This is a genomic window from Runella salmonicolor, from assembly GCF_024158025.1.
Classification (GTDB): domain Bacteria; phylum Bacteroidota; class Bacteroidia; order Cytophagales; family Spirosomataceae; genus Runella; species Runella salmonicolor.
This window is the reverse complement of record NZ_JAMZEL010000003.1, coordinates 280,501-300,610: the sequence shown is the minus strand read 5'-3', so window position 1 is coordinate 300,610 and position 20,110 is coordinate 280,501. Positions and strand designations below refer to the sequence as shown.

Annotated in this window: 11 protein-coding genes; 3 read left to right on the top strand and 8 right to left on the bottom strand. The window is 46.8% G+C overall.

The genetic code is table 11. The annotated features are described in order from the left end of the window. Nucleotides 1-268: 268 nt before the first annotated feature. The 7 genes from NCI00_RS10475 to NCI00_RS10445 form a co-directional block, all read right to left on the bottom strand. Nucleotides 269-622, bottom strand: coding sequence for a four helix bundle protein (locus NCI00_RS10475; RefSeq protein ID WP_253527220.1), 354 nt, complete (start codon nucleotides 620-622; stop codon nucleotides 269-271). Between the two features lie 244 nt (nucleotides 623-866). Further along, entirely contained in the window at nucleotides 867-1,283 is a 417-nt protein-coding gene (gene aroQ / locus NCI00_RS10470) for a type II 3-dehydroquinate dehydratase (protein ID WP_253527218.1), read from the bottom strand. Between the two features lie 136 nt (nucleotides 1,284-1,419). Next, entirely contained in the window at nucleotides 1,420-4,527 is a 3,108-nt protein-coding gene (locus NCI00_RS10465; protein ID WP_253527216.1) for an efflux RND transporter permease subunit, read from the bottom strand. A gap of 32 nt (nucleotides 4,528-4,559) precedes the next feature. Next, the gene (locus NCI00_RS10460) at nucleotides 4,560-5,681 is read right to left on the bottom strand and encodes an efflux RND transporter periplasmic adaptor subunit (RefSeq protein ID WP_253527214.1); all 1,122 of its coding nucleotides are present in this window, start codon (nucleotides 5,679-5,681) and stop codon (nucleotides 4,560-4,562) included. Between the two features lie 229 nt (nucleotides 5,682-5,910). Continuing rightward, on the bottom strand, nucleotides 5,911-6,414 hold the full coding sequence (locus NCI00_RS10455; RefSeq protein WP_166559181.1) for a hypothetical protein: 504 nt from the start codon (nucleotides 6,412-6,414) through the stop codon (nucleotides 5,911-5,913). Between the two features lie 60 nt (nucleotides 6,415-6,474). Further along, on the bottom strand, nucleotides 6,475-7,881 hold the full coding sequence (locus NCI00_RS10450) for a RagB/SusD family nutrient uptake outer membrane protein (protein ID WP_253527212.1): 1,407 nt from the start codon (nucleotides 7,879-7,881) through the stop codon (nucleotides 6,475-6,477). 20 nt (nucleotides 7,882-7,901) lie between these two features. After that, nucleotides 7,902-10,886 (bottom strand): SusC/RagA family TonB-linked outer membrane protein, encoded by a 2,985-nt coding sequence (locus NCI00_RS10445; RefSeq protein ID WP_253527210.1) that lies wholly within the window; start codon nucleotides 10,884-10,886, stop codon nucleotides 7,902-7,904. Nucleotides 10,887-11,113: 227 nt separating this feature from the next. On the opposite strand from NCI00_RS10445, the gene NCI00_RS10440 reads away from it, so the two are divergent. After that, a complete protein-coding gene (locus NCI00_RS10440; RefSeq protein WP_253527207.1) occupies nucleotides 11,114-14,131 on the top strand; it encodes a PD-(D/E)XK nuclease family protein in 3,018 nt (1,005 codons plus the stop codon). Between the two features lie 83 nt (nucleotides 14,132-14,214). Continuing rightward, nucleotides 14,215-15,912, top strand: coding sequence for a M14 family metallopeptidase (locus NCI00_RS10435; protein ID WP_253527204.1), 1,698 nt, complete (start codon nucleotides 14,215-14,217; stop codon nucleotides 15,910-15,912). A gap of 176 nt (nucleotides 15,913-16,088) precedes the next feature. Here NCI00_RS10435 and NCI00_RS10430 read toward each other — a convergent pair whose 3' ends face one another. Then, entirely contained in the window at nucleotides 16,089-19,460 is a 3,372-nt protein-coding gene (locus tag NCI00_RS10430; protein ID WP_253527201.1) for a UvrD-helicase domain-containing protein, read from the bottom strand. Nucleotides 19,461-19,604: 144 nt separating this feature from the next. On the opposite strand from NCI00_RS10430, the gene NCI00_RS10425 reads away from it, so the two are divergent. Further along, nucleotides 19,605-20,108, top strand: a complete 504-nt coding sequence (locus NCI00_RS10425) for a GNAT family N-acetyltransferase (RefSeq protein ID WP_253527198.1) — start codon at nucleotides 19,605-19,607, stop codon at nucleotides 20,106-20,108. Nucleotides 20,109-20,110: the final 2 nt, after the last annotated feature.

Below are 20,110 nucleotides of genomic sequence, written 5' to 3'. Positions count from 1 at the left end.
TAACCGTAAAACTGTAAAAACGAGAAACAGCAAAATGTAAAAGGGAAATAATAACCGTAAAACTGTAAAAACGAGAAACAGCAAAATGTAAAAGGGAAATAATAACCGTAAAACTGTAAAAACGAGAAACAGCAAAATGTAAAAGGGAAATAATAACCGTAAAACTGTAAAAACTTTTTTGGCATTTCACTTTTTCAGTTTATCATTTTGCGGTTCATCGGTTTCTCGGTTCCTGCTTCTAATAGCTTCACTTTTGCCGCTCCTGCTTTTATGCTTCTCCTCCCTTTGCCGTATCGACACTTTTCTGAAAAATAGCCACTAGCTGACGCGATTCACTCAACAGGGGCTCATCTGTGAGCATATTCGCCTTCAACAACATCCGAAGGTTTATAGACGTCTCCCGAAGTTCTTTGAGCGCAATCTTCATTTTATGCACAAAATCTTTCTTTGATTCAGCGGCCTGCGCTTCGCCATACACAAGCGCAGGCGCCGTTCCTGACCTGAGAAGTTGGTCGGCCAAATGCCTACCAGCAGCCGTTTTTGGCAACCTTTCACTCGCTTCAATGATTAAAACCCCAAAATCAATCAACCGTTCTTCTAAATCAAACTTTCGGTAGTTCATTGCTGACATTTTAAAATGTAAGACATCTTTTTATTTGGATTTAGACGTCGTTTTGCGCAGCAGTTTACCTTTTGCAGTTTAAAATTTTTCGGTTTTACGCATTTCGGCATAAATTTTAAGGTATTTGAAATACGCTACTCGGCTGCTCACAACCGAGCGCACAGGCAATCACAGCATTTGCATTTATCAGTATAAAATTTTGCAGTTTTGCAGTTTAAAATTTTTCGGTTCCCTTCTCTCGATTTTATAAAAAGTACCTAACCGCCAATTCGTACCCTTTCAGCCCCAAACCCACAATAACCCCCTTGACACGACTGCTCAGGTAGCTATGGTGCCGAAACGCTTCGCGGGCGTGAACGTTGGAAATGTGTACCTCCACGGCAGGCGTCGTGACAGCTGATAGGGCATCGGCAATGGCCACCGAAGTATGGGTATAAGCCCCAGCATTCAGCACGATTCCATCAAACGTAAAACCGACCTCGTGAATTTTATCAATCAGTGCTCCTTCGTGGTTAGACTGAAAATAGTGCAGTTCTACGTCTGAGAACAGGGATTGGAGGGTTTGGAAGTACTCTTCAAATGTTTGGCTGCCATAAATGGTTGGCTCGCGTTTGCCCAACAGATTAAGGTTAGGGCCGTTGATAATGAGAATTTGTTTCACAGAATTGGCATTTTGCTTAAAGCGCAATATTACTATCTTCCCACGAAGAAAAAATATTTTTAATGGGCTTTCCCACAAAAAAAGCCTCTGCGTTTCTGCAGAGGCTCTAAAGAAAGGGTATGGAATAACAGCACTATTACGCTTCTTCCGCCATCAGTTTTTCAGGGGCGGCTTTATCAGAATGTTTTTTATTACTCAATGACAAATAGGAATAAATGGCCGGGATGATGTACAAGGTCAGAATAGTAGAAAACAACAACCCTCCTACTACCGAAATTCCCATCGAAACGCGGCTTTCGGAACCTGCACCCAACGCCAAAGCAATGGGCAAAATCCCTAAAATCGCGCACAAACTCGTCATGATAATTGGGCGAAAACGCGCCGCTGAGGCCGCTTTAACCGCTTCCAGTTTGTTAAGCCCTGCTTCTTTCTGCTGGTTGGCAAACTCCACAATCAAGATACCGTTTTTGGTGACCAGCCCCACCAACGTAATGATGCCAATTTGGCTGAAAACATTGAGGGTTTGGCTAAAATCCCAGAGCGACAATAAGGCCCCGCAAACCGCCAAGGGTACCGTCAACAAAATAATGATGGGATCGATGAAGCTTTCAAACTGGGCCGCCAAAATCAAATAAATTAGCACCAGCGCTAAACCAAAGGCAAACAACAGCGAAGACGAACTGTCTTTAAACTCACGCGACTGTCCGTCCAAGGCCGTGGTGTAGGTGTCATCCAACACGGATTTCGCAATCTTATCCATTTCGTCGAGGGCTTGGCCCAGCGTCACGCCTTTGGCCAGGCCTGCGGTTACGGTAGCGGCTGACGAGCGGTTGAAACGGAACAACTGCGGCGGAGAACTTTGCTCGGTCAATTTGACAAAATTATCCAACTGAATCAATTCTCCCCGGTTGCTTTTCACAAACAGCGATTTCAAATCCATGATGTCGTTGCGGTCAACACGGTCGATTTGCCCAATGATTTGGTATTGTTTGCCGTTCATCAGGAAGTATCCAAAACGACGTCCCGAAAGCCCCAGTTGAAGCGTTTGGGCAATATCCTGAATCGAAACGCCTAGGTTTTGAGCTTTATCGCGGTCAATTTCAAGTCGAATTTCAGGCTTCGTAAATTTCAAGTTTACGTCCGTTCCTACAAACATCGAACTTTCATTCACCCGCTTCATGAGTTCGGGAATTACCCCCCGCAATTTTTCATAACTCGTTGCCTGAATCACGTACGATACCGGAAAGTTGTTGCCACGTTGTCCAGTTTGAATCGTAGGGTCTTGAATAACGAATGACTTTGCCCCCGAAATATTCTTCACTTTTGCCTGTATCGCATCAGAAATCTCCATTTGTGACCGCTGCCTCAATTCAGGTTCGCTCAATACCACCCGCACAAAACCCGTATTGGTGGCATTGGTAGAAAAACCTGGTGCTGTAATGGTAATCAAAGCATCGCGCTCGTTGGGACGAACCTCATCTTCCACCACTTTGGCAAATTCCATGAGGTATTTATCCGTAAAATCAAACGTAGCACCTTCCTGTAAAGTCAGCGATACCCTCAATCCGCGACGGTCTTCCATCGGAGCCAATTCGGACGGAATGGCATCGTATTTGAACAGCGCGTAAATAATACCGATAAAGCCGACCATCAACACCCACGCCAACCAACGCACCTGCATAAAACCCGCCAACGATGATTCGTAAGCGCCGTTGAGCCACTGGAAAAAAGGCTCCGTAACGCGGTACAACCAAGGTTGCTTATGGCGCGTTTTGAGCAGCTTAGAACTCAGCATCGGCGTCAGCGTCAACGACACAAAGGCCGAGATAATCACCGAACCCGCTACCACAATTCCAAACTCTCGGAATAATCGGCCCGTAACACCCTGCAAGAAGATAATCGGCAAAAACACCGCCGCCAACGTAACGGTGGTAGAAATGATGGCAAAATAAATTTCTTTGGAACCCGTAATTGCGGCATCCCACGGCGACATCCCTTCTTCGATTTTGGTATAAATATTTTCTAACACCACAATGGCATCGTCTACCACCAGACCGATAGAAAGCACGATTCCGAGCAAGGTCAAGACATTGATTGAAAAGCCCATGATGTACATCAGAAAGAACGTACCAATCAACGACACTGGGATGGCCGTCAGCGGAATCAGCGTACTGCGCCAGTCGCGCAAGAAGATAAAGATAATCAACGCCACCAAGATAAAAGCGGTGATGATGGTTTCTTCCACTTCGGCAATAGAGCGGCGCACCGAACGGGTATAATCAAACCCAATAGCGGGCACAATGTCGGCGGGTAGCTCTTTCTTGATTTGTTCAAAACGCTTGTAGACCTCGTCGACGATGGCAATTTGGTTGGCTCCCGGTTGAGGCACTACGGCTACCCCCACCATCGGCACGCCATCGCGGCGCATAAGCGTGCGCTCATTTTCGGGGCCTAGTTCGGCACGACCTACGTCGACAAATTTAACAACCCTGTCAGCTTCTTCTTTGACAATCAGATTGTTAAACTCCTCTACCGTAGTCAAACGGCCCAAGGTACGCACGGTAAGCTCAGTCGAAGCGCCTTCAATGGTTCCCGAAGGCAATTCTATGTTTTGTTTGGTAAGGGCATTCAACACATCGATGGCCGTGAGCCGATACGACGCCAGTTTGAGTGGGTCAATCCACAAACGCATCGAGTAGCGTTTTTCGCCCCATACCTGAATCGAACTTACGCCCGCAATGGTTTGCAGGCGCTCTTTGATTTGTCGGTCCACTACATCATTGAGGTCGAGCATCGAGCGTTTCTCGCTCTTAACGTTCAGGAAGAAAATGGGGTTGGAATCGGCATCTGCTTTGGAAACAATTGGCGGGTCGATGTCGCGCGGCAAAAGTCCCAACGAACGAGAAACGCGGTCGCGAACGTCGTTGGCGGCGGTTTCTAAATCAACCCCCAAATCAAACTCGACGGTGATGTTACTACGACCGTCGCGGCTCGACGAAGTCAGGGTCTTGATTCCCGAAATACCGTTAATGGACTCTTCCAACGGCTCCGTAATCTGCGATTCAATGATTTCGGCGTTGGCTCCCGTATAACTCGTCCCGACGTTAATCACGGGTGGGTCTACGCTAGGATACTCCCGCACCCCTAAATACGAAAACCCAATCAATCCAAAAATGATGATAATCAGCGACATAACTACCGCCAAAACGGGACGCTGAATGCTGGTTGTAGATAAAGATGCCATATTTAATTGTATATTTTCAACAAGAGGCTGAATTACTGTTTAACCATTGCTTCTTTGATGTCAACAGGCCCTCCTGGCTTCACCTGCAAAATGCCCGAAGTGATTAGCGTGTCTCCAACGTTTAACCCTTTGTTTATCTCAATGGTTTTATCACCGCGCGTACCGATTTGCACTTCCACTGGCTCGGCTTTGTTATTTCGCACCACAAACACGCTATGTCCTTTCAGACCAGGAATAACGGCCTCCGTGGGTACAAGTATGCCATTTGCTTTGGTATTAAGGATAATTTCAATCCGGGCAAACGACCCCGGAAACAGCTTACGGTTGTTGTTGGGACTGGTAGCCCGCAGCGTGAGGGTACGCGTATTGGGGTCAATTTTAGGTTCGATGGCGTATACACGACCATAAAATTTTTCATCGCCGCTTTCGGTGGTAAACGTAATGGCGGTGCCTTTGGCAACATTGGCCGCGTATTTGGCCGGAACCGAAAAATCAATTTTAGCAGGATTTACGTTGGTCAGGGTAGCAATTTTAGCCACGGTCCCCGGCGACAAATAACTTCCTTCACTCACATAACGCAAGCCGATGGTACCGTCGAACGGCGCACGAATCACCGTTTTAGCAATTTGGGCCGCAAGGTTCTGAATGTCGGCATTCATGCTGTTAAGGTTTGTCAAGCTAATGTCATAATCACGTTGACTGATAGCTTCTTTTTCCAACAGTTTTTTCTGACGCTCTTCGTTTACCTCGGCCAATTTTTTCTGATATTGTAATTTTTGAAGCTGGGCCTGTAAATCTGCATCGTTGATACGCACCAACACCGTCCCTTTTTTTACGTAGTCGCCTTCTTTAAAATTAATGGAAGTAATACGTCCCGCAATTTCACTACGAATGTCCACTTCTTCGTTTGCAATGATGGTTCCTGTCGAAAGTATTTTCTCCTCAAGGCGCTGATTACCAATGACCATAATGTTGATAGGTGCTGGTCCGCCGCCTTTGGCACCACCCTTTGCTGCTGGTCCACCGCCTGTGGGCGCTGTTGCCCCTTTTTCTTCCTTTTTGGAGGTATATTCTTTAAGCCGGGGATAAAACGCCAAGCCAGTTATGATTAAAATAACAAGTACGGTTAAAATTGATTTTACAGGTTTGCTCATTCCAGTTAGGTATTCGTAGTAGATAAAAATCTATTAAAGTAAAGGGCAAAAATACCCTTTAGGGCTGACTTATGCGTTCCGATTTGGTTTATTTCATAGCTATTTAATCAAAAAAGAACGGTTTTTGATTTGGCATCGACGAAGTTGATTTTTGTGTCGTCTAATGAAACAAAAGAAGCGACACCATAAATGGCGTCGCTTCTTTTGAGTAACGAAGAAATATGCCCGTTTATCGACGAATATTCACCGTAAACGTTTTGTAATTTTCACTTGGTTTTACCTGCTCATTGCCAGATAGGGTCATCACCAACGCAAAGTTTTGCGTAGCTGGAACCGAAGCCGCAATTCCTGGTAAAATCTCATATTTGATGTACGCCGAACTGCTGTTGGCTGGAATCGTCACCGAACCTTTGGTTTCGAGAATACGATAGTTAACATTCTCCACGGCAGTGCTCTTAGAAGCATCAATCGTATAACCTAACGTAATGGGTGCGCTTTGCTGTGGCCCTACCAATTGAACCAAAATACTATCTCGGGTCAACAGTTGACGGATGGTCCGTTGAGATACGCCATTGGATACGTTGTTGGCGGGTTGCGTGGCAAAACCTGCCCGAGGGTTCTTAAATTCGGCAACAGGTGCCGCGTCGTAGGTCCAAGTAGGATTCTCAAAACACCCGCTCAATGACAGGGTAAGCAGCCCCATCGCGAAAAAATAAATGATTTTATGTTTCATGTTTTTACATTTTTATGTTTCTGACAAACAATGATTTATCCATTGCCAAACGACCGAAAATTAATAGCCCGGATTTTGTTTTAGCTTAGGGTTAAGTTGAATTTGTCCCACGGGAAGTGGAGCCAAAATTCTAAAATCACTGTAAGGAACGGGAGCAGAAAGAGCCGCCTTGGTAATAACTTCCCCACGACGTTTTAGGTCAAAGAAACGGTGGCCTTCCAACACCAATTCTAAACGACGTTCGCGCATGATGGCATCCATCAGTTCAGTACCTGTTACGGTAGCTGCCACTGGCGTTGCACCTGCTCGCGTACGAATACGGTTCAGATCGGCAAGGGCCAAATCAGCCTTACCCGTTGCGGCGTAGGCTTCTGCACGAATCAACAATACTTCTGAATAACGAATAACGGGAATATTATCGGTGAACGGCCCACGTGCACCAGGGAATTTACGGCTAAAAAATACCGCCTCGCCTCCTTTGGTGGCGGCAAAAAACCCTTGCGTACGACGGATGTCCGTCGCTTCGTACAAGCCCAACAATTCATTGGTTGGCACTACATCCCCCCAGTTACCAGTCGTTAAATTTGTTGTCAGTGAGTGCATAGACTCATTCACACCCAAACTCTCAGTAGCCTGCACATAGTTGATTTCGAAAAACGATTCAGGGTTGGGTGCTGCCGCAAAAGCTGCCACATAATTGGCTCCACTTACCAAAGATGCACCGTTGGGAGCATCCAAAGCTGCCGTAGCATAAGTAATGGCATCTGCGTACTTTTCCCAGTAAAGATACACCCGAGCCAAAAGCGCGTTAGCCGCAGCTTTGTTGGCCCGAAAGCGGTTACCCGTGACCGGAAAAGACGCAATGGCATCCTTCAAATCCTTCTCAATAAATTGATACGTTTCTTCAATGGTAGAACGTGCCCGGAAATCAGCCTTAGATACGTCGTCGGTAGGCTCAGTGCGCAGAATCAATCCTTCATTAAACCCATTGACCACTTTGGTAGGCTCGTAGGCAAACACCCTAGCCATGTCAAAATACAGAAGAGCACGCAAGAAAAGCGCTTCTCCTTTGATCTGTGCTTTATCAGCGGCGGTAGTATTGGCAGCGTCAATGGAACTGATGATAAAGTTAGCCTCATTGATTGCCGCATAATTGGCCCAAAACTGCTGCATGTGGGCGCTCGGGGCATTGACACGCTCGTTGAAATAACGGTTTGAGTTGGTATTGGTCAAACGAACGTTATCAGCCATGATTTCAGGAGCAATCATGATGCGGGCACCATAATAAGTACTGGGTTGCAGACGGTCATACACTGAAATCAGCAGCGCCCGAATCCCCGTGATATCCTTGAGTGCCACATCGGAACTCACCGATTGTTTTGGCTCCGTATTGAGTAGGTCACTGCACGAAGAAGCAACCGCCACCAACACCGCTAAACTTATATTTTTCAATTGTCTTGTCAACATCTTGTTCTAATGATTTGGTGTTAAAATTCGATTTGAATACCGCCCGTGATTTGCTTGCTTTGCGGGTATGTACCTAGTTCAATCGACAGTACCTCAGGGTCGAAGCCTGTGTAGGCAGTCCATGTCAATAGGTTGATAGCTTGCGCAAACACATTCACCCGGCTCATGCCAGCCTTTTTAACCAACCGCGAAGGCAAATCATAGCTGAGGGTCACTTGTTTTAGGCGGACGTAGCCCCCGTTTTCAAGTTGTTTCGTCGAAAATGTTTGGAGAGAACTGCTACCAGGCTCCGTACCACCTTCGTACGCTCTCGGCACGCGGGTAATTTGCCCTGGGGTTGTCCAACGATCAAGCTGGCTTTGCAAGTTGTTCCAACCCGCCGAAGCCGAGCTTTCCATAAAGAAGCCGTTGTTATTCAACAGTTTATTCCCCCATTGTCCCTGTAAAAAGAACTCCAATGAAAGCCCTTTGTAAGACAAGCGGTTGGTCACCCCACCAAATCCTTTAGGCAATGGAGTTCCTTGAACTCGTGAATCACGCGCCTGAACGGTGTACGTGAGGTTGCCGAGTGTATCGAGCCACATCGAGCGACCGTCAGCGGGATTAGCTCCTGCATAAGTTGGGTACCAATGAATTGACGTTGGCTCACCTACGCGCAAACCAGTTCCGATGCGGTCTTGTCCTGGCAATAATTGAAGGATTTTGTTACGCTGAAACGAAACGTTCCAGTTGGTTTCCCACTTAAATCCACCGCGATTGAAATTGATATGGTTGAATTCAATCTCTAATCCTTTGTTTTCTACTTTTCCGAGGTTTTCAAAAATAGACCCGAAACCGCTATCATCAGGCAATGGACGAGAAAGCAAAAGTCGGTCATTAACTTTACGATAGGCCTGAACTTCTCCGTATATACGACCATTGAAGAGTGAGTAGTTAACCCCTGCATTGATGGTAGTGGCTACTTCCCAAGAGAGGTTTGCGTTACCCAATTGAGAAGGACGTACCCCCGGAAGGTCGATGTATTGTCCACCCAATCCAAACAAGGCACGTGAGGCAAAGTTGTCGATGTTATTGTTACCTGCTTTACCATACCCAGCAAAGATTTTCAATTCAGACAACCAAGTTAATCCTTTCATGAAACTTTCTTCCGACAAACGATACCCCACCGATGCCGCTGGGAAAAGTCCGTAACGAGTGTTGGCTCCAAAACGAGATGAACCATCGTAACGTAACGTTGCCGTGGCTAAGTATTTTTCTTTAAAAGAGTAGTTTGCCGAACCAAACAAACTGGCAATACGCCAAGTGGTATACGTACCAGTAGTTGTAATCGGACGCGCTGCCGCTGCCAATGTCCGGAAAAGCCCGTTAGGGAATCCCTGGCCTGTCGCAGATACCGTTTCGCGTACTTCTTCACGATACTCTCCACCACCCAAAACGGTGATGTCGTGATCGTTGGCAAATAATTTATTCCAGCTCAATGTTTGAGCCGTGTTCCAGTTAAGAGTATAGCGGCTATTAACCGTTGAGCTACCACCTGTTGAAGCAAATTGGGGTACAATAGGATCGCGGTAGGCATCGTCACGGTTGTTGGCATAGTCGATTCCGTAGAAAGAACGGAACTTTAAGCCCGGAACAATTTCGTAATTAAGGGCAAAGTTGCTAACCGTTTGTACCGTCGTGTTGAGACGTGTTTCATACTCAACGCTTTGTACGGGGTTATAGCTAAACGCTCCCGTCAACGGCGCATTGTAAGAGCCATCTTCTTTGTAAACAGGTTGGCCCGGCAAAATCAAAGCCGCTGCAAAAAACGGACTGTTGATAAATGCACCGTCGGCGATGGCCCCGTTTTGCTTGGTAGCCGCCAAACCAATGGATGTTTCAAATTTCAACTTTTTGGTTGCCTGATGGTCTACGTTCAAACGAACCGTTCCGCGACCGAAGTCAGACTTGATTACTTGGCCAGCATTATAGTCATAAGCAGTAGAAAGGCGGAAGTTTGTTTTTCCGTCGCCACCCGCCGCCGAAGCGTTGATAGAACGAAGACGTCCCGTACGGAATACATAATCTTGCCAATCGGTGTTCTGAACCGTAGCAGGGTCTCCGTATTGGGCAATGGCATTGGCCCGGGCAGTTTCTACCGATTGGTTAGTGGCTAAAGCGCGGTTGACAAAGCCTTCGATTTTGAGCGTAGCAAATTGAGAGGCCGTAAGCACATCCAGTTTTTTAAGCAACTGCGTAGAGCCTTCCTGATACGAAACCGTAAACTTGGTTTTTCCGGCTTTTCCGCGTTTGGTAGAAATCAACACTACGCCGTTTGCTCCCTGAGCACCGTAAATGGCCGAACCTGCCGCGTCTTTCAACACCTGAATCGACTCAATGTCGTTAGGGTTGAGTGAGGCCAACACGTTTGAACTTGCCGTGGAAGAAAGACCACCGCTGGCTACCTGTACTCCGTCAATGATGTAAAGTGGTTCGTTTCCTGCGTTGATAGAACCTACCCCACGCACCCGAACGTTGATTCCACCGCCCGGTTGTCCACTCAAAGAAGTTACTTGTACCCCCGCAGCACGACCCTGCAAAGCACGGTCGACCGACTGCAAAGGCAGGTTTTCAATGGTTTTTCCGCTTACCTGAGCTACCGCACTTGTGAGGTTCTTCTTGGCAGTTGAACCCCCGTAGGCCGTTACCACAACTTCATTCAGGTTGTTGTCGTCGGGCGACAACGCCACATCCACCACGCTTTTGGCACCAATATCCACAGTACTCTTCATGAATCCCACATAACTGAATACCAATTGCGCACCCGCAGGTAAGCTAATGCGATATTTCCCTTCCGAATCTGTGTTGGTTCCTTTGGTAGTCCCTTTCACTAATACGCTTACCCCAGGAAGAGGCGACCCGTCGTCGCTGCTGGTAACGGTCCCAGTAACCGTGCGCTCTTGTGCCCGAAGCTGAACACAAATAGACATCAACAGGCAGACGCCTGCCAGTAAAAATTTCCGCATAAGATTTAGTTTGGTTTTTAGGTTAAAATAAAAATGGTGATACTGCTCACAAGCAGTAAAACAACTAACTTTGAAAATTGTTATCGCGAAAATAGGGAGCAAACACACAAGTCAAAAAAATAAAAAAAGATAAATATCATTCAACAGCATACCTTTTGTAACATTCATTAAAGATGTTTTTCATGAACATAATGCTCATTAACATCGACAAATAGCTCATTCCACAAATGCTTGAATCTTTTCTTGAGAAATCGGCGAAGTATATTTTTGAAACAAAAAGACATACAAAGCGCATTGAGAATTTATTAATAATTGTGCCTACCCGGCGGGCCGCTTATTTTTTTAAACGAGCACTGGCTCAGTGTGCTGACCGTCCTTTTTTGGCCCCAGAAGTGTTGGCTATCGACGATTTTGTGACCAAGAAGTGCGGCGTGGAAATTGCCGACAACGTCAGTTTATTATTCGAATTATTTGACATTTTCAAAGAAGTTGATAAAAACATCACCTTTGAGCGCTACTTGCAATGGGGTAGTATGCTGCTGCGCGATTTTGATTTAATAGACCAATACCTCGTTGATTCCGATTACTTATTCGACTACATCACCGAGGCCAAAGCCATTGAGCGCTGGGAGATTGACTGGCCAAAAAATAAAGTTTCGACCGACTCGGAGCGCATCAAGGCCTACTTTGAGCTGTTCTCTAATTTGCGCGAAGTATACCAACGTTTCCGACAACACCTTCAGGCCAAAAAGCGCGTTTATCGTGGTTTGGCCTACCGTACTTTGGCCGAAAATACGTTTGAACTGTTGTTAAACGACCAAGAAAAGACCACTCAGCCAAGCTCAGAAGAAACCGTTGAGGACTCCTCCCCCGACTTTTATTTTGTCGGATTAAGCGCTTTGAGTGCCGCGCAAGAAAAAATCATCCGGACCCTTATCAAAGCCCAACGCGCTGAAATTCTGTGGGATACCGACCATTACTATATGCGCGAAAATCCCTACATCGAAGGCGGGAAAGCCTTGCGCGGCTACCGGGATGCCGCGTGGGCGGGCGAATGGAAATGGACCGAAAACCACATTCTACAAACGCCCAAAGACATTACGGTTTATGCCGTTCCGAATGCCTCTATGCAGGCCAAAGTAGCGGGCGAACTTTACCAACAATGGTGTACCGATGCGCAAGGCGGCACCGAAAACCGCCCCGTAGCAATGGTGCTCGCCGACGAAAACCTGCTGGTTCCTGTCTTGAACGGTTTGGACGAAACCATCAGTGACCTCAACGTAACAATGGGACTCACGCTGCGTAATTCGCTGTTGTTCACGCTTGTAGACTCGCTGTTTGAATTGCAGTTTACGGTGGCAGAATTTCGGGCTAAAGACGGCCGCGCGGTTAAAATCCCTAAATACAACCACCGAACGGTTCAGAAAGTACTCAATCACCCGTTTATCAGGAGATATGAATTTCTGGCGCTGCAACAGCGCGATTCGACCGCGCCGAGCATCATTCAGACCACCATTGGCGAGATACAACGGCGCAATTTTGTGTACCTCGACCCCAAACAGTTGCTAGAATGGGGCGAAAATCACCCGCTTTTTGTGGCGCTGTTTGGCCGCTGGGACGACAACCCGCACACGGTCATCAAAGCGCTGTACGTCATCATCGACTTGCTGCGCGAAGTATACAAAGACACCCAAAACGCCATCGAGACGGAGTACCTGTATTTGTTTTATACCCTACTAAAACAACTCGAAACCACCCTCAATTCAAGCCACGCCGAGAAGCTAAACTTGCGGACTTTCAAGGCATTTATGTACGAACTCATCCGCCAAACCCGGATTCCTTTCAGTGGTGAGCCCGTCAGTCCGCTGCAAATCATGGGGATGCTCGAAACACAGGCCCTCGATTTTGAACGCATTATTATTCTTTCGATGAATGAAGGGGTTTTTCCTGCTTCAAAACGTCAAAACTCGCTGATTCCGTGGGACATTGCCCAAGAGGCGGGTTTGCCCATTTATCGCGACCAAGACGCGGTGATGTCTTACCATTTTTATCGCTTGCTCCAACGCGCCAAAGACGTTCATCTGGTGTACGTCACCGACCCGAGTACCTACAACGGCGGCGAAAAAAGCCGTTTTATTCGTCAGCTAGAGCATGAGTTGGTGCCTATGACGAAAGACAAAGGCACCGTTCGTTATCAGGAGATGATGGTGATGTTTAAGGAGGCCGACAAACAGGGAGCCGAAGAGGAACAAAAAGTACAGATAGCGCGACAAAAGGCCGCCACAATTGATTGGACTGTGCCCAAAACGCCCGAAACGATTGCTTTTCTCATTGCCTCTCTCGAAAAAGACGGGTTATATGCTACCCATTTAAACCAGTACCTAAAATGCTCGCTCCAGTATTATTTTAACCGCATTGCGGGCGTGTCGGAAGACGAAGAAGTGGAAGAGCGCATTGGTTCGGCCGATTTTGGTTCTTGGATTCATAAAGTACTGGAACGCATCGACTTAGAATACCTGATGGAAAACAAACCCATCACCGACGAGGAAGTAAAAGCGATTTTACGCGAAGAATTTGATAAACAATTTGGTGGTTACGATGCCGAATCGGGCATCAATCGACTGTTGTATCAAGTGGCCGAACAAACCGTGGTGGACTTCTTGCGGGAACAGCGCACGCGCAACGATTCGCTGGTGGTGCTGGCTACCGAGCGAAAACTATCGGCGACGTTGCCAGTGCAATGGGGCGACAAGACGATTTTGTTTAAAGTGGCGGGAAAAATTGACCGCATTGAGTTGGTAGATAACGTCATTCGCGTGGCCGATTATAAAACGGGAAAAATCGAACAACTCCCCAAAGTCACGCCCGATAAACTGGCCGATATTATGACTTCTGGTAGCAACGGTAACTACGAAAAAATCAGACAATTATGGATTTATCAGTACTTGATTTACAAACAGATGCTGCGCGACCAAGGCCTCAACCTACGCGGTCAGGATTTTCACTTGGACAACTACGAGGTAACGTCTGGATTTTATTCATTGCGAAATATTAAACGGGGTTTCATCGAAAATCCCCTGCAATTTGACCAAGCCAACGACCCCGAAAGTTATGTGACGCACTCGGAGGAGTATCTCAGGGCCTTTATCACCGAAAAACTCCTCAATACCGACGAGCCTTTTCGTAAAACCGACCATATGCAAGCCTGTCAATATTGTGATTATAAAGAAATTTGTGGGCGCTAAAGGTTAATGTTGCGTCTATTTTTTACCGATACTTGCACCATAAACTTGTCCATAAACCAAACACTTCATCTACTTCCCACCTTATGAAAAAGTTATTTTTACTGCTTTTGTTGTCCAACGCACTCTTTGCCCAACTCACTTCCTACGAAAAAAGCAAAGGGCAAGAAACCGCCACGTACGACGAAGTCATCCGCTTTTACCAAGCCCTAGACCAAAAATATGACCAAGCCACGCTACTCGAAGTAGGCACGAGCGACATTGGCAAACCATTGCATTTGTTTGTGTTATCGGCCAACAAAGTCTTCAAACCTCAGGCTGATAAAGTAACTCTTTTGATTAATAATGGCATCCACCCCGGCGAACCCGAAGGCATTGACGCCAGCATGATGTGGGCGCGAGAACTGTTGGAAAAGAAAATGCTGCCCCCCAATGTGTTGCTGTGCATTGTGCCAGTCTACAACATAGATGGTATCCTTAACCGCGGCGTGTCGCGCCCTAATCAGAACGGCCCCAACAGTTACGGATTTCGGGCAAATTCACGGAATTATGACTTAAACCGCGATTTTATCAAAACGGATTCTAAAAATTCGGAGTCGTGGCAAAAGATGTTTCAGGCGTGGAAGCCTCACATTATCGTAGACAATCACACCTCCAATGGCGCTGATTATCAGCACGCTGTTACGTATTTTCCGACGCAAAAAGACAAGTTTAATCCAATTGTTTCGACCTTTTTCACCAAAGAGTTTAAGCCCGCTTTGGACGCTCAATTATCAAAATCGGGTTTTGACCCTGTGCCTTACGTAAACGCCTTTGGCAGCACCCCCGAAACGGGTTATTCGGGCTTCAACGATGCCCCTAGGTATAGTTCGGGCTACGCGTCACTGTTCAACTGTGAAACCTTCGTGGTTGAATTGCACATGCTCAAGGATTATCCTACGCGGGTCAAAGGAACTTACGTATTTATGGAGACGACCCTCAACCTAAGCACCAAACACGCTGCGACGTTGATTGCCAACAAACAAAAAGCCGACGAAGCCGTGGCGGCCCAAAAGTCGTTTCCATTAAGCTGGAAATTGGACCGCAGCGTGGCCGATTCGATTACTTTCAGAGGCTTTGCGGCCAAGTACAAACCCAGCGAAGTGAGCGGGCTGAATCGTTTGTATTATGAGCGCAGTGAGCCGTTTACCAAACGTATTCCCTTTTTTGACCACTACGTAGCCGATTTGACGGTTCAGAAACCAAACGCCTACGTGTTGCCGCAAAGTTGGGCGCGGGTGGCAGAACTCCTCAAAATCAACGGGGTAGCGCTAAAATCTTTAGAAAAAGATACCGAAATGGAAGTGGAAGTATACTATATTGAAGATTACAAAATTCCCCAAAAGCCTTACGAAGGCCATTATAATCATACGGGTGTAACGGTCCGAAAAGAGACGCAGAAAATACAATTTTACAAAGGGGATTATCTTATTGAAACCAATCAAAAATCCAACCGATACCTCATCGAAACCCTTGAACCTCAAGGTCCCGACTCATTTTTTGCGTGGAATTTTTTTGATAGTATTTTAGGACAAAAAGAGCATTTTTCAGCCTATGTTTTTGAAGACATTGCGGCTGAAATGCTGCGCAAAGATGCGACCCTGAAACAAAAATTGGAAGAAAGAAAAAAGACAGATGAAGCTTTTGCCAAAAGCGGTGCGGCGCAACTCGAATTTATTTATCGCAACTCACCTTATTTTGAGCAGACATATTCCCGCTATCCTGTGTATAGGTTGGTGAAATAACCTCGCTTTCCGCAACGAGCAATACTGGCTCGGGAGTTTCAAACTCATCTTCATCAAAGTAAAAAAAAGGGTCCATAATGTGGTGGAGGGTTGGGGCTTGTGTATATTATACATGATATACGCAAAAACCACCCAAAAAGTCACCACAATTCTAAAAAAAATACGAAATTTAATATTCAAACCCTGATTACCTCATTTCGCTCAATATACACCAGCAACGAATCAACCCTTGGGTAGCCCATTTGGTAGAAAAGTTTAGCGTAATCTTTAATCTGTATAGTGTGACTTTCGAGCGGAATACCCGTTTTGTAATCGACGATTACGACTCGGTCATTCAAGTGTACTACCCGGTCAGGGCGGTGAATGTTGCCATCGGGGGTTAAAATTTCGCGCTCATTGATGACGTTTGACTCCATTTCAAATAGACCTTGTAAATCAGGGTGTTGAAGAATCTTATCAAGACTCTTACGAATATCTTCGGCTTCGATTTTTTCAATCATGCCTTCCGTTTGCATCCGAACCAAAGCCGAGGGAACGTCCTCGGGCGTACGTACCATCGAAAGAGCGTAGTGAACTTTGTTTCCGTGATCGCGTTTTTTCTCAAACGTTTCTACGTCAAAGATGCGGTTGGCCAAGCGCCGGAGGCGCAACTCGCGGCTACGGTCCGTAGAGATAATCTGCGGGACATAAAAAGTGGGTGTCTGAAGGGTGGCGTGAGGGGTGCGCGGAGCGAGTTGCGCCAGTTTTTCAAGGCTGCCGATTGCGGGTTCTGGTGTGCCTTCCAAATACTGATACAGCCAATAACTTACTTTTCGGGGAGATTTGATTTTGGCAAAATTTTCTTCTTTGGCCAACACGTACAGTTTTTTGGTCGGACGCGTAAACGCCACGTACAACAAGTTTAGGTTTTCGACAAATACGCGCTCACGCTCCTCTTTATACTGCAATGCTACCGACTCGGTAGTCTGCAACAATGTCTCTTTTACTTGAACCGAACCCGTTTGGAGCCACTTGGTCTCCGTGTGTTCAATCATTTCACCACTTTCAGCGTCTTTTGTACTAAAACCGCCAATGCCCAACTCCGCTGACGGGTCAAGATTGACCCACATCGAATCGCGCTTGGCATTGGGCACAAAATCCCAATCGGCGTAGGGAATAATCACCACGGGATACTCCAAGCCTTTGGAACGGTGGATGGTCTGCACCGTAATCGCGTTGGGGTCTGACGGGGCCGAAATGGAAATCTTCTCTTTTTGGGTTTCCCAATAATCCAGAAAATCGGCCAAATGACTGCCGCGTTTGGTATTGAATTCCAAGACTACATCCAGAAATCGAAACAGATAATCACGCTCTTCTACGATTTCAAACAGCCCGAACGTCTGCACCAATTTTTCGGCCAGCTCATACGCACTAATTTGGAGCAATCGGTACGGATTCAAAAACGCATCAATGACGTCGCCTTCTTTCAGCTCGCCCGCCTCGGCCTTAACTTGCCGTAAACATTCATTAATAAACACGTAAAACTCCCGCACATCGTGCGATTCCACCACCGTTTTTAGGCGTTGATTGTCTTTGTTGTCGGGAATGCGTTTGACAATCATTCGGAAAAATAAATACAGCGCTTCGTACTTATCCAATCGACTGTCGGGCTTAACGAGCACGCGCATAAAGGCCGTCACCAAATTGACTGCCCCCGAAAAACGTAACGAAAGCGAATCGTCGGAAATGATGTTGTACCCATTCTCTTTCAGGTGGTTAGCTATTTTTTTTGCATCTTTCTTGTACCGACACAGCACCGAAATATCGCCCACGCTAAACCCGTCGATTTCGGTTGCTTGCTGAATCAGGGCCAGCGTGCGGTTAATCATGGCGGGCGTATCGTCGTCGTCGTTGGTGTCGTTATTCAAGGCGGGAATAAACTCAATCTGCACTTCTCCGCCCGTTTTGGGATTGGGCGGCAACTCCTGCGCCACCTGCTCAAACACATCGTGCGAAAGCGGAAATTGGTCGCGATAGAGTTCTTCAATTCTGCCAAAAAACGCGTTATTAAACTCAATGATTTCTTTGGCGCTCCGACGATTGACCCGTAGCACATCGCCCGTCAAATGCCACTGAATGCTTTCTAGGCGCTCCACCGTCAACTCGCTGTCGCCCAAAGATTGCGCCAATCGGCCGAGATTCTGGGAATGAAGCGCGATGATTTGGTCCATGTCGCCGCCCCGAAAACGGTAAATGGCCTGCTTAGAATCTCCCACCGCGAGATTGAAGTGGTCGTAGCCGAGGCTGTTGTCAATCAGCGGCAACACATTGGCAAATTGCAATTTGGACGTATCCTGAAATTCGTCAATCAGAATATGGTTAAACTTCTCCCCCATCCGCTCATAAATAAACGGTACGGGATCTTCGGTCACAATTTGCAGGATTTTCTGGTTAAATTCGGAGATATGCACGCGGTTATTTTCCCGCAACTGACGGTCAAATTCCTCCTTAATTTCATTCAACAACGACAAGTGATACAAGTGCGGAATGAGCTGTTGGTACAAAAAATAATTCCCACTCACCGCCAAACGATTTTCTTCAATTCGTTCGTAAAAATCCACCAATTGCGGTTTTATCTGCGCCACGGCTTCGACCACAAACGGGCGGGCGGTTTTGGTGAGCCAGCCTTTGTCGTTTTCGAAAGCGTCTTTCTCGCGCGCTCCTGGCTCGGTCATCGCTTCGGAAGTATCGGTGCGTTTTTTGAAATACCGAAACACCGTTCCGTACGAAAAATCTTTCTCGTCCAAGCCGCTTTCCAGTATCAGTTGATGCCCTTTTTCGGCCCATTGCACCAGTTGGTTTTCCCACTTGCGCAACGCACTCACCAGTTGCCGCCGAATTTTTTTAAAATCTTTGGCCGACAGATGCGCATTTTTCATGATGGCAGCGTAGCGTTGCTCATTGAGCAAATCGTTGGCAAAACCCGCCATCGCTTCGGGCAGGCTGTGGTAGTTTTTTCCTTCCTGCCCCGCTTCCAAATAAAAAGATTCAAGAATATCCGTCAACTCGGTATAAGCATCGTCGCCCGTTTTTTCGAGCATTCGTTCTACGGCCATCAGCAGCAACTCCCCCGCCTCCATCTCCACTTCAAACGAAAACGGAATCCCCAGTTCATCGGTAAACGCGCTCACCACCCGTTGCACAAAACTGTCGATGGTCAGAATGGCAAAATCACTGTAATCGTGCAAAATTTGTTTGAAAACGCGGTTGGCTCGGTTGCGAATGTCGCGTTCGCGGAGCTTGTAAGCGCCTTCGCGGTCGGCGAGGGATTCGGGGTATAACTCCTGAATAATGTCGTGCAGCATCGGGTCTTCGTGGCCGTTGGCAAACGCCTCCAACTTGACCATGATGCGGTCTTTCATCTCACGCGTGGCAGCCTTGGTAAACGTAATGGCCAGAATATGCTTGAAATAATAGGCGTTGTCGCTTTGCAAGGCGAGTTTGAGGTATTCTTTGGTAAGCGTGTAGGTTTTTCCCGACCCTGCCGACGAACTGACAATCTTGAACATAAAAAATCTTCCGGAGTTAAAGTCCTAAAGTTAGTCAGATTCAAAACGAAACCGCAGAAAGTAAGTCTTGAATTTTGTGTTCAACCAAATCCGCCCTATTTTGCCCCTTCAATTTAATTCCTGATTCTGCGAATCCATCACGCTATGTCTGCCATTACTATTCGTACCGATATTCGTCCCGGAGACCTTGGGTACATTACCTATTTAGTGGGTATTATTTATGCCAAAGAGTACGGAATGACCCTCCTGAACGACATTGAAGTGGCTACTTTTTTGACGCATTTTATCCAACATTATACTCCCGAAAAGGAACGTTTATGGGTGGCCGAAACCGACGAACATATCGTGGGCTGTATTCTGGTGTACGAAGAAAGTCCAGGCGTGGCGCATCTGCGGTCGCTGATTCTGCATCCTTCGGTGCGCGGGCGTGGGTTGGGGCGTCAATTAATGCAACTCGCCATTGATTTTTGTCGTGAAGTGGGTTATCAGAAAATTACGCTTGAAACCTTTGATGAATTGCATGCCGCGCTGCATTTATACGATTCTTTTGGTTTCCAACTCACGGGCGAGCGCTTCCATGCCGAGTGGGGCCGCCCCGTCCGGGAAGTACAATTTGAGTTGCTTTTATCAAATTCGGCCAAATCATAACA

Excerpts from the sequence above, each read along its gene's own strand:
- NCI00_RS10475 (WP_253527220.1), bottom strand. The coding sequence starts at position 622 with ATGAACTACCGAAAGTTTGATTTAGAAGAACGGTTGATTGATTTTGGG.
- NCI00_RS10465 (WP_253527216.1), bottom strand. The coding sequence starts at position 4,527 with ATGGCATCTTTATCTACAACCAGCATTCAGCGTCCCGTTTTGGCGGTA.
- NCI00_RS10460 (WP_253527214.1), bottom strand. The coding sequence starts at position 5,681 with ATGAGCAAACCTGTAAAATCAATTTTAACCGTACTTGTTATTTTAATC.
- NCI00_RS10455 (WP_166559181.1), bottom strand. The coding sequence starts at position 6,414 with ATGAAACATAAAATCATTTATTTTTTCGCGATGGGGCTGCTTACCCTG.
- NCI00_RS10450 (WP_253527212.1), bottom strand. The coding sequence starts at position 7,881 with ATGTTGACAAGACAATTGAAAAATATAAGTTTAGCGGTGTTGGTGGCG.
- NCI00_RS10445 (WP_253527210.1), bottom strand. The coding sequence starts at position 10,886 with ATGCGGAAATTTTTACTGGCAGGCGTCTGCCTGTTGATGTCTATTTGT.
- NCI00_RS10440 (WP_253527207.1), top strand. The coding sequence starts at position 11,114 with ATGCTTGAATCTTTTCTTGAGAAATCGGCGAAGTATATTTTTGAAACA.
- NCI00_RS10435 (WP_253527204.1), top strand. The coding sequence starts at position 14,215 with ATGAAAAAGTTATTTTTACTGCTTTTGTTGTCCAACGCACTCTTTGCC.
- NCI00_RS10430 (WP_253527201.1), bottom strand. The coding sequence starts at position 19,460 with ATGTTCAAGATTGTCAGTTCGTCGGCAGGGTCGGGAAAAACCTACACG.
- NCI00_RS10425 (WP_253527198.1), top strand. The coding sequence starts at position 19,605 with ATGTCTGCCATTACTATTCGTACCGATATTCGTCCCGGAGACCTTGGG.